A 12,803-nucleotide genomic window follows, 5' to 3' on the forward strand; every position below is an offset into this window, starting at 1 on the left:
GGTGTGGGGCAGGGCCACCTGCCGGGCGGCAGGCGTTGGGCAGACTAGCTGATGCCGTGGACGCGCAGCGCCAGTTGCAGGCGATCGCTGACATTGAGCTTGTGGAAGATCGCCGCCAGATGAGCCTTGACGGTGCGCTCGGTGATCGCGCAGCGCAGGGCGATATCACGATTGGAAGCGGCATTGGCTGCCAGCAGGGCGACTTCCCGCTCCCGTTCGGTCAGCGAGACAGCCCAATCCGGGGGCGACGGTGGGGCTGGAACCCGTTGTACCGTACCCAGCATCTGCTGCATCAGCTCCCGGCCGACCCAGACGTTGCCGGCCAGGACGACTTCCTGCACCTGCTGCAGGGTCAGGCTGTCGGCATAGGCATGACAGTAAGCCATGCAGCCGGCCTCGAAGGCCAGTTTGGCCTGCGCCTGATCGGGGCGAGAGTGGGTGAAGATGAGCCGGTAACGACCCGACAGGGCTTTCCAGCACGGATCGGCCCAGCCGGGCAGATCGGGCAGGACACCGTCGAGCCAGACCAGGCTGCCGACAGGCCAGTTGCCTGCCAGCACACCGGCAAAGGCCCCCGTAGAGAGGAGGGGCGTGTCAGGCAGGCTGTGCTGCCAATGCTGCAGCAGTCCGGTATCGTGGCTGGCAAGAAGGACGGCAGGTGGACTCATCGCTCGGTCAGGGAATTGGCTTTCGCCCGCAGTATGGGTTTGAGCAGGTAGGACAGGATGGTTTTCTTGCCGGTCAGGATATCCACCTCGGCCACCATGCCGGGGATGATGGGCAACTTTTGCGGGCCGAGATTGCTGGAGGCGGTGCGCACCCTGACCAGGAAGAAGGCATTGCCTTTCTCGTCGGTGACGGTATCGGCGCTGATGTGCTCCAGCGTCGCTTCCAGGCCGCCATAGGTGGAAAAATCGTAGGCGGTGAACTTGACCAGCGCACGCTGGCCGGGCCGCAGGAAGGCAATGTCCTTGGGCAGGATACGTGCCTCCAGCAACAGGGCGTCGTCCGTCGGTACCACCTGGACCAGGTCCTTGCCGGGCTGCACCACGCCGCCGACGGTGTTGACCAGCAGCTGCTTGATCGTGCCGCGTACCGGCGAGCGTATCTCCGTCTGCTTGACCTTGTCCTTCAGGGCCAGGCTGCCTTCCGACAGCGTGCTGAGCTTGGCATTGGTCTCGCTGAGTTCGGCGCTGCCCTGGTTGCGGAAGGCGAGCTCCACCTCCTGGATCTTGCGGTTGGCCTCGGCAATGGCCGATTGCAGGCGGGGAATGTCGGCGTTGGCGCTGTCGCGTTCGCCGCGATAGCGGGCCACATCGCGTTCCAGTCGTAGCAGTTCCACATCGGAGACGGCACCGGTCTTGGTCAGTGGGCGGGTCAGTTCCAGTTCCTGGCGGGTCAGGTCGTAGCTGCGGGCCGCCTGCTCGCTGCGCGCGCGGACGCTGTTCAGTTCCTGGCTGCGCTGGGTGGCCTGCTGGCGGGCGACACCGACGGAGGCATCAAGCTCGGCCCGGCGCGACTCGTACAGCGCGCGCTCCTGGGCGACGATCTCCGGCGCCTCCCGTTCGACTTCGGGTGGCGTGATGAAGGGACTGCCGTCCGAAAGCGCCCGCAGCCGGGCGGCCTTGGCCAACAGGGCCAAGTATTGCACCTGATTTTCCCGTAGTGAGGATTCCATGCGGGTCGGGTCGACCTTGAGCAGCAACTGGCCGGCTTTCACCGACTGCCCTTCACGCACCAGGATCTGCGACACCATGCCGCCATCCAGGCTCTGCAGGACCTGGACCTGGCGAGAGGGGATCACTTTGCCTTCGCCGCGGGTGGTTTCGTCGATCCGGGCGATCGCAGCCCACAGCAGCAGGACAAAGAAGGCGACGGCGCTGAGCCAGACCACCACGCGGGCACCGTGCGGCGTCTGCTCGGCAATCGCCCAGTGGGCGTTGGTGTCGAAGTCGGCATCGGCTTCGGAATGGTCCGGCGCCAGGGCGGAGAACATCTTGTCCAGAAGTCGGGAACAGCGCTGATAGAAACGGTCCCAGCGGGCGCGGAAGCGGGAGCCCTGGCTCATGGTGCCCTCCCTATGCGGCCATGCTGCAAGGCCTCGACCACTTGTTCCTTGGGGCCGTCGGCCATGATCTTGCCGTTGTCGATCACGATCAGGCGGTCCACCAGGTCGAGCAGCGAGGTCCGGTGGGTCACGAGGATCAGGGTCTTGGCGGTTGCGTACTGCCGCAGCCTGGCCTTGAGGGCGTCTTCGCTCATGAAGTCCATGGCGCTGGAGGGTTCGTCCAGCAGCAGCATGGGCGGGTCGTTGAGCAGGGCACGGGCAATGCCGACCGCCTGGCGCTGACCACCGGACAGCGACTCGCCGCGCTCGCCGATCGGCATGTCGAAGCCTTGCGGGTGGCGGTCCGCAAATTCGCTGACGCCGGCGATCTCTGCGGCGGCAAGGATTTTCTGGTCGTCGGCGAACGGGGCGCCCAGGGCGATGTTTTCCTTGAGCGAGCCGTAGAACAGGTTGATGTCCTGCGGGACGAAGCCGATGGCCCGGCGCAACTCGGCCGGATCGATCTGGCGGGCGTCGATACCATCGATCAGCACGGCGCCGCCGCTGGGTTGGTAGAGACCCAGCATCAGCCGTTGCACGGTGGACTTGCCGGAACCGACCCGGCCAATGATGCCGACCTTCTCGCCGGCCCGTATCTTGAACGAGACATCGCGCAGGGCCTGGTCTTCGCGCCCCGGGTAGTTGAAGCTGACGTTCTTGAATTCTATCCGGCCCTGGAAGCCGCTGCGGTGCAGGAAGGCGGAATCGTCTGGCCGTTCGGTCGGCGTCTTCATGTGCTCTTCGATCGAGGCCAGACCATTGCGTGCACCCTGGTACTGCATCATCAGGCCGGCGACCTGGCCGAACGGCCCCATGACCCGACCCGCCAGCATGGAGGCGGCAATGATGCCGCCCATGCTGACCTGGCGGTCGAACAGCAGGTAGACGCCGGTGATGACGACCACGGTGGTCACCAGTTGCTGCAGGGTGCTGACGATGTTGATCGTGCTGGAGGAGAGCAGCTTGAGGTGCGAGCCCTTCTGCGCCAGAAAGATTGTGGCGCGCTCCCATTTACGCTGGAAACTGCCTTCGGCCACCATGAACTTGATGGTTTCGAGGCCAACCAGGCTCTCGACCAGGGTAGCGTTGCGCTGGGCGGAGGCGCGGGCGGTCAGGTCGACCAGTTCATGCATCTTCTGCTGGGCCACCATGGCGGTCACGATCAGCAGCAGGATGCCGACCAGGGGCGGCAACAGCAGCCAGGGGGAGATCCACACCAGTACCAGCATGAAGATCAGCACGAAGGGCAGGTCGACCAGCGCGGTGACCGTGGCCGAGGCGATGAAATCGCGTACCGATTCGAAGGCGCGCAGGTTGGCGGCAAAGGAGCCGACCGAGGCCGGACGGTCCGACAGCCGAAGGCCCATCACCCGTTCCATGATGCGGGCAGACAGCGTGACGTCGATGCGCTTGCCAGCGGTATCGAGGATGTAGCCACGCAGAATGCGCAGGGCCAGATCGAAACCCATCATCAGGAAGACGCCCAGGGCCAGTACCCATAGGGTTTCCTCGGCGCGATTGGGCACCACCCGGTCGTACACATTCATGGAGAACAGCGGAGTGGCGAGCGCGAACAGGTTGATCAGCATGGCGGCGATCAGGCTGTCGCGGTACAGCCGCCAGTTCTGGAATACGACGCCCCAGAACCAGTGTCGGTTACGTACTTGGTCGGTCTCGGGCGTGCGCTGGTCGAAGTGAAAGACCGGGCGGATGAAGAACACCACGCCGGTGTAGAGCGCTTCCAGTTCTTCGCGGCTCAGTATGTCGGCGGATTGGCCGCCCTCGGGGTAGCGGACGCGGGCTTCGCCGGTAGGTAGCCATTCCAGCAGGATGCAGGCGAGCTTGCCGCGGAGCAGCAGTACGGCCGGCAGCAGGCCGGGGCGTATTTCGTCGAGCGAGCGGCTGACGACGCGGGCGGTCAAGCCGGCCCGGGCTGCCGCGCGTGGCAGCAGGGCAGGGGTCAGCAGGTTGTTTTCAAGCGGCAGGCCGGCGGAAAGCGCTTCGTGGGTGGTATGGATGCCAAAGATACGGGCGACCATGACGACGCAATCGAGCAGGGGGTCGTAGCGGGTCTGGTGCTCGCCGACTCGCCAGGCAAAGGAGTCGGCCACATCGGCATCACTAGGCTGGGTAGGCGGCATGACCGGCAACTGTTTTCCTGTTGGACTGGACTGGTCGGAACGCGCTGGGACGCTGCGTTTTGGCAATCATGATGCGAAGGGTAATAGCCCCGGCCCGCCATTGCCAAGCTTTGCGTTCCGGTCGTTGACGGCGCTCGCGGCACGCATCAGGCTTATCCACATGGTGGCCTGATGGCTCAGATGATCATCCGGTCGTCACCCAGCAGGTTCAGGGCCTCTTGCAGCTTGTTCCGCATGCCCTTGCGCGCCATCAGCTTGCGCTGCGCCGGGGCTGGTAAATCTGTCAGTTTTATGACATTGTTCTTGATCAGCGTATCGATGACGTCTTCGATCACGCGCACGAATTCGGCATCGAGATGGTCAAATGCAGGCTCAGGCTGGGCGAGAAAGCGTCTTACCTCGGGGGAATCCGGGTCGGCGGGTTCATCGCCCGGGCGCATCTCTCTGGAGATGGATTGAATCTGTCCGCCGTTATCTCGGCTAATGTAAAGCATGCCGATGCTCCTCCTAGTAAACTGGCTACGACAGGCTGTTCGTACCAGGTTCATCAACTAAGCTCAATCATGCCGGTCGGCGGCGATGGCATGGGGTTGTCCGGTATCCAGCGCGATGGCCGGGTCGCCTTCAGGCCAGCGCAGCGCCGCAGCTCTGAAGTAAGAAACCAATTTATCAATTATCGGGTACGTTCTGATTATGCGGCGCCTCTACTCTATCTTCCTTGTTCTGGTGGGTCTCGTCTTCCTCTTGTCTGGTTGTGGCGGCGGAGGAGGTGGGGGGGGCGGCACGACGACGCCAGTCGTCCCGATCGTTATCACCGGCATCACCCCGCTTTCGGCGGCGCCGGGCGCAAGCCTGACGGTGACGGGTAGCGGCCTGTCGAAGGTGACCAGTGCGCGCCTGGGTGGTACGACCGCCAGCTTTACCGTGCAATCAGATACCAGCCTGATGGTAGTGATTCCGGCGACAGCGGTCACGGGCGTGCTGGAATTGTCCGGCAACGGCTCTGCCGTGCAGTCGACGCAGACGATTACCGTCGAGGCGCCGCTCGTCAGCAGCATCACCCCCAGCAGCGTTGCCCCGGGTGGGCGTATCACGCTGAGTGGTAGTTTCCTGGATCGCGTCAGCAGCGTACGGCTGGCGACGGTCAACCTGCCCATCGTCAGCAAGCTGCCAGCCACGTTGGTGGTGGATGTGCCGACGACTGCCCTCAGTGGCTTTCCGGTACTGGTGATGGCGGATGGTAGCGAGCGTCTGAGTGCGGTGGCGGTGGTGGTGTTGCAGCCGCTCGCGGTCAGCAGTATTGCCCCTGCTGTGGGCATCGTCGGTACGACCCTGACCTTGACGGGCAACGGCCTGGATCGCGTCAACCAGGTGTTCTTCGGCAATGCCACGGCCGCGCCCAGCAGCCGGCAGAACAACCAGCTGACGGTGGTGGTGCCCAATGGGGCGACATCCGGTCCGTTGCGCCTGGTGGCATCCGATAGTGACTTCACGACCGGTCAGAGTTTCCAGGTTGCGCCGACGATCACGGTGTCTGGCATGAGTCCGACGACCGGCCTGGCGGGTAGTACCGTCACCGTGTCCGGTACAGGTTTTACCGAGGTTTCGACCGTTACCTTGGGCGGCGTGACGGTATCGATCAGCAGCCGTAGCAATACCCAACTGCAGTTCACGGTGCCGGCCGGCGCCGCCAGCGGTGAGGTCAAGTTGCTGTCGACGTCGCAGACCGCGGTATCTGCCGGTACTTTCGCGGTGACCAGCGCGGTACCTGCGACCATAGGACGTATCGATTTCGTACAAACCTATTCTCAGCAGGCCGGTGAGAACTATCAACGCTTGCTACCTGGCAAACCTGCAGTGGTACGCGCTTACGTTCTCGGCACTGGCGCGGCACCTGGTGTCACCTTGGTCGTGCGTAACGGCAGCACGGTCGTGGCCAGTTTGCCCATGAGCGGGCCCGCTCAGTTGCCCAGCACGCAGCAACCTTACGCGCTGGCACAGACCTACAATGCCACGCTGACTGGCAGCCAGGTTGTCAGTGGCCTGAATGTCTCGGTACAGATCAACCAGGCCGCAGGTGGCAGCCTGGACGCAACCCCGGTGATGGGTGCCGCCACGAACCTGAAGCTGGTGCTGGTTCCCCTGCAGGCCGGCAGCAGCCTCGCTGCCGTGCCGAATACCACTACGGTGCGTCAGGCCCTGCTGCGCACCCTGCCGTTTGCCGATGCCAGCATACAGATTCAGACGCGCGCCAAGTACACGCTGAGTTCGGTCACCGCGCCGCCGCTCGACGGTACCGACTGGAGCGCGATCCTGACTGAGTTGGAAGACCTGCGTAGCCAGGAAGCGTCAACGCGTCATTACTATGGCTTCGTGCCGCGGCCGTCACTGACGGGCGCCCAGACCGTGGGCCTGGGGTACCAGAATGCGCCCCAGTACAGCCGGTCCGACTCGGCGGTGGGCCTGGAGACGAGCTATCCGCAGTGGGAGCGCACCATGGTGCATGAGTTGGGTCACAACTTCAGTCGCGGCCATGCGCCATGCGGTGGTGCCAGCTCGGTGGATACCAGCTATCCCTATGCCAATGGCGCCCTGAGTAGTACCCCGCTGTACGACATCAATACCGGCGTGCTGTCCAGCCCCAGCGGTGAAACCGATGTGATGGGTTATTGCAGCGGGACCTGGTTCTCCGACTACAACTACCGCGGCGCCCAGACCTGGCTGGAGAGCAATGGCTATCCGCTGGTCGCCGGTGCCGTGGCAGAAACCGACCTGCTGCGCATCCGCGGCTATATCGATGCCGCTGGCACAGTGCATTTCTCGCCATTGCAAGCCAGTCGTGGCCAGCCGGAGCTATATGCCGGTGGCAGCCATGTGCTGCGGCTGACTCTGGCGGACGGTACGGTGCGTGAACAGATCATGCGCACTTTGCCGGCACCGGATACCGGCATCGTGACTTTCCGCGTCGCATTGCCTTATCCGGGTGCACTGGCCAAGCTGGAGGTGCTCAAGGATGGCCGTGTACTGCCGCAGACCGCACCGATGCAGGCCGACCAGGTAGCGACCGGTCATAGCGCGCCTTCCATCGACTGGCGTGAAGTGGACGGCGAGCTGCAACTGAGCTGGAATGCTGCGGCCTTCCCACGCCTCGCAGTGACCCATGTGGGTAGCGAACGTACCGTGTTGTCGCTGGGTCTCAAGGGTGGCAGTGCCCGCTTGCCGTTGGCGGGTCTGCCGGCGGGAGGCAAGTTCGAGTTCTCGCTCGGTCAGGCGCTCGACGCCCGGGTACTGGTCGTCAAACGCTGATTTATTTGTCTGACCGGACCGGCATATAGCCGGTCCGGTGGCGGCATCTTTGCTAAGCTGCAGTTATTTGCAGCTTCCTGGGCCAGACCATGCAGCAACGCACGCTTTCGGCGCTGGTTGCCGACCCGTCTTCCACCGTACGCCTGTCGCTGCGCGCCATCTTGCAGGGGTGCGACATCGGACGTATCGATACGGCCTCCACCCTGAGCGAGGCGCGTCGGCGACTGATCGACGGCAAGTACGATGTCGTACTGTGCGAATACCATTTCGACTCTGAAGACACCGGACAGGACCTGCTGGAGGACATGCGCGCGCGCAAGGCCTTGCCGCTGACGACGCTGTTCATCATGGTGACCGCCGAGGCGAGCTATGGCCGGGTGATCAATGTGGCGGAGGAAACGCCGGACGACTACATGCTCAAGCCGGTGCAGGCTGGTGAGCTGGCTGAGCGGATAGAGCGGGCGTTCCTGCGCCGGCAGGCCCTGATGGAGATCTACGAGGCGCTCAACGAGAAGCACTATAACAAGGCGCTGAAGACGGCTCAGCAGATGATGCAGATGAAGACGCCGTACCTGGCGGACATCGTGCGGCTGGCGGCCAATATCCTGTATCAGTTGGGGCGCTACGAAGAATCCGTTGCGATGTACAAGCGGATCCTCGAAACGCGTAATCCGGCCTGGGCCAAGCTGGGTCTGGCCAAGGTGGCCTTGCGGCAGGGTGACAAGGAGACCGCTGAGAGCGCGATGCTGGATATCGTGAACCAGCATTTCCGCTATCTGCCGGTCTACAACCAGCTGGTGGATTTCTACCTGGCCGATGAGCGTTATGCCGAGGCGTTGGAGATCACCGAGCAGGCGATCAAGATCACACCCAACAATCTCAAGCGGTTGCAACGTGCCGGGCAGCTTGCCTATAGCCTTGGCGATCCGACCAAGGCGGCCGAGTATTTCGGCCGCGCCATACGCATCAATGGAAAGGCTATCGACCTCGATTACCGGAGCATCTTCCATCTGGTGCTGCTGCAGTTCGACAAGGGTCAGTCACCCGATGCTGCCAGCCTGGTCAAGCAACTGGCGGCCAAGCACAAGAACGATGATGGCAACGGCAATGATCATCAGGGGGAGTGGTACGGCCAGTTGGCCATGGCGACGGAGGCGATCGCCAAGCGCGAGCCACTGGCGGCCATCGATATCCTGCGCAATCTGGCGGCGCACTGGAGCGCGCCGGACTTCACCTTTACCTTTGCACTGGACTACCTGACGGTGGTGGACAGGCTGTATGCCGAGGATATCGTCGGCACGCTGGTGGAGTGGGTGCAGCCTATCGCGGTGCGCTTTGTCACCGGCCGGCAGGCGGAAGAACTGTTGATCCAGCCGCTGGCGCGCCGCACCCGCCTGACCGAGGTGGTCAGCAAGGCCAGCGAGTTTGTCTCGCAGATCACCAACCAGGCGGCGCAGATGGTGGTGGACAGCAATTTCCGGGCGGCAGTCGAGCGGCTGACCCGGGAAGGCGAACGCACCCGTAACAACCGTCTGCTCGCAGCGGCAGCCAATGCGGCCTGCAAGGCTTTCCTGGCCCATAAGGAGCCGGCGTTCAAGGCGCAGGCGGAGTCCTGCCTCGCCCGCATGGTACCGGCCGATGACATGCTGGCGCAGCGCCTGGCCAAGCAGATGGGCGCGCCGGAGCCGGGAACGGCCGAGGCGGCAAGCTGATCCACCGTTTTTTTCGGTGTAGCTGGAACTTTCTTCCTCGCTCGGCTGAATACGGGTAATTGATCGCGCCATCTGGCGCCCTTGGACCCGGTTCGTGACCCAGCCCTTACTTCCTACCGACACTGAGTTGCATGCCCGCCTGAAGCAAGGTGATGAGGCGGCGTTCACCGTGCTCTATCGTCGGCACAAGGACGCGGTCTACCGTTTTGCCCTGATGTTGTCCGGGGCCAGCGGCCTGGCGGCCGATGCGACTCAGGAAACCTTCCTCTTCCTCATCCGCCAACCGGATCGTTACGACCCGGCGCGCGCCAGCCTGTCTGCTTTCCTTATGGGGGTGGCACGCAACCATGTGCGGCGAGGCCAGCAGGATGTACCGCTGGGCAGTTCCGGTTCCGATGACGAAGACGAGGATGCGGCGTCATCGGCGCATGACATCACGCCCTTGTCGCTATTGCTGGCCGGCGAAACGTTGACCCAGTTGCAAGCCGCCATACAGGCGCTGCCTTTTGCCTACCGCGAGACGCTGGTGCTGTGCGATCTGCAGGAACTGCCTTATCTGGACGTGGCAGTGATCGTGGGCTGCCCTGTCGGCACTGTCCGTTCGCGGCTCAACCGGGCACGAGCCCGCCTGGCCGAGGCACTGGCCCTGCATGCTCCCGCCGGCCTGGAGACTACCCCATGAACTATCCCGAAACCGATCTCGACACCGCCTACTCACCCTTACGGCAGGCCTTGGCCCGCGAGCAGGCACCTGTGGCGCTGGAAGCCGCACTGATCACGGCGTTCCGCGAGCAACATGCTGCGCCGTCCTGGCATCGCCGCCTGCTGGCCAGCGTGCTGCAGGATCGATCCTTCCTGCTGCCACTGGGGGGAGCATGCGTGGTGGCGCTCGCGGCCGTGCTGTGGTTGCGCCCGGTATTGCTGCAGCGCGGCCCCCTGGCGCCGAGCGCGATCGAAGCTGCTCCCCTACAGGCGCGGACCGACGAGCTGGCGACGGCGTTCTTTCCGGTCGGCGACCCTGCTCGTATCCAGTTCGCCGAGCACGCCCGCATGGTCAGGGTAAGCCTGCCGCGCGCCGCACTGGTCAGCTATGGCCTGCCTGTGAATCCCGCGTTGGCCGATCAGACGATCGATGCCGACCTGCTGGTTGCCGACGATGGCACCACCTTGGCGCTGCGTTTCGTGCGCAGCAATCATCACCTGATGTAAGAGGACGCACCATGATTTCCACCGTCAAACCATTACCCCTGTTGCTGGCACTGGGTCTGTCGACCTCGGCCTTGGCAGGGCAGGGGAATGAGCCACTCATCCAGGTAGCCGCCGAGTCGAGCCCGGCGCCCAAGGCGACCAAGGCTGTGGAACGCAGCAATGTGATCGAGAAGCGCATCGTGATTACCCGGGTGGGCGAGGATGGGATTGCCTTGCCCCCGCTACCGCCCCTTCCGCCCTTACCACCGTTACCGCCGCTGCCCGAGGTGATCAACCTGCAGTTGCCCAATCTTTCCGGACTGATGGATGGCGCCAACGCCTTTATTGGCCAGGAATTCACCGCCGATGGCGGCGTGGTCAGCGGCGCGCCCTACAGTGCCGAGGCCGTGAGTGAGCGGGTGCAGACGCTGCTGGATGGAAACCGGCTGGTCAAGAAGTCGGTGACCCGCCTGTATCGTGACGAGCAGGGCCGCACCCGGCAGGAGATATTGGCGGAGGATGGCAGCTTGCAGAACGTGTTTATCTTCGATCCGGTCGCCGGTGTGCACTACCTGATCAATCCTGTGCGCAAGAGTGCGACCAAGCTGCCGTTTGGCAAGGTGGAGGGCAAGCGGATGATCGTCAACCGTACCGTTACCACCGACAAGGACGGCAAGCTCAGTACGCATGAGCAGCGCATCCAGCTGGATGGCGCTCAGGCTCAGGGAAAGCGTGTGATCGTCGTCGATGGTGCGGAGGTGAAGGACACCAGCACGGCCAGCCGGTCAGTGGCCAACCAGTCCTTGGGCAGCAAGGATATCGAAGGCATCAAGGCCGAGGGCACCCAGTTGACCCGTACCATCGCGGCGGGTCAGGTTGGCAATGAGAAACCCATCCAGATCGTGACCGAACGCTGGTATTCCCCGGACCTGAAGCTGGTGCTGTCGACGACCACCCGCGATCCGCGTAGCGGCGTGTCGTCCTACAAGTTGGGCAAGCTCAAGCGGGGTGAGCCGGATGCCAGTCTGTTCAAGGTGCCGGCCGATTTCAAGGTCCGCGATGTGCTGGCGTCCTTGCCCAAGCCACCGGAACCCCCTGCACCGCCCAAAGCACCGGCGGCACCCAAGGACTAGGTGAGTACCCAAACAGTGACGGGGCCGGTCAGGCGTTCTGGCCGGCAACCCAGCCGGAGGCCCAGGCCCACTGGAAGTTGTAGCCGCCCAGCCAGCCGGTGACGTCGACGACTTCGCCGACAAAATACAGGCCTGGCACCTTGCGGGCCATCATGGTCTTGCTCGATAACGCGTCGGTATCTACCCCGCCACGGGTGACTTCGGCCTTCTTGTAACCCTCGCTGCCGCTGGGTTTGACTCGCCAGCCATGCAGATGGCTGGCGATCTGGTTCAGCTCGGCCGGGCTGTACTGCTTCATGGGCTTGATCTCGCCGTGGGCGGCGCAAAACGCCTGGGCAAAGCGCTTGGGCAGCCAGTCTGCCAGGACATTGGGCAGCAGCATGTCGGAGCGGCGCGCTTCCTCGAACAACTGTGCGGCGTCGCGTCCAGGCAGCAGGTCCAGGCTGATCTCCTTGCCGGGCGTCCAATAGGACGAGATCTGCAGGATGGCCGGTCCGGATACGCCCCGATGGGTGAACAACACATTCTCGCGGAAGTGCGGGCCGTCACCACCATGCGCATCGCAATCGAGCGAGACACCGGCCAGCTCGCCATACAGGTCCTTGGGCTCGAAGGTCAGCGGTACCAGGCCTGCGGCCAGCGGGGTGAGCGGCAAATCGAATTGCTTGGCCACGTCATAGCCGAAGCCGGTGGCACCGATCGGGGGAATGGACAGCCCGCCGGTGGCGATGACCAGGCTCTGGCAGTGCCAGGTCTCGCGACTGGTCTGTACCCGAAAACCGGTATCCAGCGCTTCAATCTGCTCGATCCGGGTGCCCATCCGCCATTCGATGCCGATCAGGTCGCACTCGGCCTTGAGCATGTCGATGATGTCCTGGGCCGAATCGTCGCAAAACAGCTGACCCAGCTTCTTTTCATGCCAGGCGATGCCGTAGCGGTTCACCAGATCGATGAAATCGTGCTGGCTGTACTGAGCCAGCGCCGACTTGCTGAAGTGCGGGTTGCGCGACAGGTAGCGGTCTGCTGCGCACTGGGTATTGGTGAAATTGCAACGTCCGCCGCCGGAGATGCGAATTTTCTCGGCCAAGCGCTCGCTATGGTCGATCAGTGCAACCCCGCGTCCACGCTGGCTTGCACTCGCTGCAGCCATCATGCCGGCAGCGCCGGCACCGATCACGACCACGTCTATGTCTTGTTTTTGCATCTAGTGTAATAA

At 63.5% G+C, this 12,803-nt stretch carries 10 protein-coding genes; 5 read left to right on the plus strand and 5 right to left on the minus strand.

The window, feature by feature from the left end; genetic code table 11:
- Positions 1-44: 44 nt before the first annotated feature.
- The 4 genes from ACYVHK_RS00565 to ACYVHK_RS00580 form a co-directional block, all read right to left on the minus strand.
- The gene (locus tag ACYVHK_RS00565; RefSeq protein WP_460526505.1) at positions 45-668 is read right to left on the minus strand and encodes a response regulator transcription factor; all 624 of its coding nucleotides are present in this window, start codon (positions 666-668) and stop codon (positions 45-47) included.
- Complete coding sequence (locus ACYVHK_RS00570) at positions 665-2,068, minus strand: HlyD family type I secretion periplasmic adaptor subunit (protein ID WP_460526507.1); 1,404 nt, start codon at positions 2,066-2,068, stop codon at positions 665-667. The genes ACYVHK_RS00565 and ACYVHK_RS00570 overlap by 4 nt, the downstream gene beginning before the upstream one ends.
- Positions 2,065-4,248, minus strand: a complete 2,184-nt coding sequence (locus ACYVHK_RS00575; RefSeq protein WP_460526509.1) for a type I secretion system permease/ATPase — start codon at positions 4,246-4,248, stop codon at positions 2,065-2,067. The genes ACYVHK_RS00570 and ACYVHK_RS00575 overlap by 4 nt, the downstream gene beginning before the upstream one ends.
- Positions 4,249-4,424: 176 nt before the next feature.
- Complete coding sequence (locus ACYVHK_RS00580; RefSeq protein WP_460526511.1) at positions 4,425-4,742, minus strand: hypothetical protein; 318 nt, start codon at positions 4,740-4,742, stop codon at positions 4,425-4,427.
- A gap of 199 nt (positions 4,743-4,941) precedes the next feature.
- Here ACYVHK_RS00580 and ACYVHK_RS00585 point away from each other — a divergent pair, with 199 nt between their 5' ends.
- The 5 genes from ACYVHK_RS00585 (at position 4,942) to ACYVHK_RS00605 (ending at position 11,587) form a co-directional block, all read left to right on the plus strand.
- On the plus strand, positions 4,942-7,554 hold the full coding sequence (locus tag ACYVHK_RS00585; protein ID WP_460526513.1) for an IPT/TIG domain-containing protein: 2,613 nt from the start codon (positions 4,942-4,944) through the stop codon (positions 7,552-7,554).
- An 89-nt stretch (positions 7,555-7,643) separates the two neighbouring features.
- Positions 7,644-9,266: a response regulator gene (locus ACYVHK_RS00590; protein WP_460526515.1), complete on the plus strand. Its 1,623-nt coding sequence runs from the start codon at positions 7,644-7,646 to the stop codon at positions 9,264-9,266.
- A gap of 94 nt (positions 9,267-9,360) precedes the next feature.
- Entirely contained in the window at positions 9,361-9,948 is a 588-nt protein-coding gene (locus ACYVHK_RS00595) for an RNA polymerase sigma factor (RefSeq protein ID WP_460526517.1), read from the plus strand.
- Positions 9,945-10,475 (plus strand): hypothetical protein, encoded by a 531-nt coding sequence (locus ACYVHK_RS00600; protein WP_460526519.1) that lies wholly within the window; start codon positions 9,945-9,947, stop codon positions 10,473-10,475. The genes ACYVHK_RS00595 and ACYVHK_RS00600 overlap by 4 nt, the downstream gene beginning before the upstream one ends.
- A gap of 11 nt (positions 10,476-10,486) precedes the next feature.
- On the plus strand, positions 10,487-11,587 hold the full coding sequence (locus ACYVHK_RS00605; protein WP_460526521.1) for a hypothetical protein: 1,101 nt from the start codon (positions 10,487-10,489) through the stop codon (positions 11,585-11,587).
- Between the two features lie 28 nt (positions 11,588-11,615).
- Here ACYVHK_RS00605 and ACYVHK_RS00610 read toward each other — a convergent pair whose 3' ends face one another.
- On the minus strand, positions 11,616-12,791 hold the full coding sequence (locus ACYVHK_RS00610; RefSeq protein ID WP_460526524.1) for a BaiN/RdsA family NAD(P)/FAD-dependent oxidoreductase: 1,176 nt from the start codon (positions 12,789-12,791) through the stop codon (positions 11,616-11,618).
- Positions 12,792-12,803 lie beyond the last annotated feature (12 nt).

The sequence above is a fragment of the Chitinimonas naiadis genome, assembly GCF_054780835.1.

Coding starts and splice junctions, on each gene's coding strand:
- ACYVHK_RS00565 (WP_460526505.1), bottom strand. CDS start 668: ATGAGTCCACCTGCCGTCCTTCTTGCCAGCCACGATACCGGACTGCTG.
- ACYVHK_RS00570 (WP_460526507.1), bottom strand. CDS start 2,068: ATGAGCCAGGGCTCCCGCTTCCGCGCCCGCTGGGACCGTTTCTATCAG.
- ACYVHK_RS00575 (WP_460526509.1), bottom strand. CDS start 4,248: ATGCCGCCTACCCAGCCTAGTGATGCCGATGTGGCCGACTCCTTTGCC.
- ACYVHK_RS00580 (WP_460526511.1), bottom strand. CDS start 4,742: ATGCTTTACATTAGCCGAGATAACGGCGGACAGATTCAATCCATCTCC.
- ACYVHK_RS00585 (WP_460526513.1), top strand. CDS start 4,942: ATGCGGCGCCTCTACTCTATCTTCCTTGTTCTGGTGGGTCTCGTCTTC.
- ACYVHK_RS00590 (WP_460526515.1), top strand. CDS start 7,644: ATGCAGCAACGCACGCTTTCGGCGCTGGTTGCCGACCCGTCTTCCACC.
- ACYVHK_RS00600 (WP_460526519.1), top strand. CDS start 9,945: ATGAACTATCCCGAAACCGATCTCGACACCGCCTACTCACCCTTACGG.
- ACYVHK_RS00605 (WP_460526521.1), top strand. CDS start 10,487: ATGATTTCCACCGTCAAACCATTACCCCTGTTGCTGGCACTGGGTCTG.
- ACYVHK_RS00610 (WP_460526524.1), bottom strand. CDS start 12,791: ATGCAAAAACAAGACATAGACGTGGTCGTGATCGGTGCCGGCGCTGCC.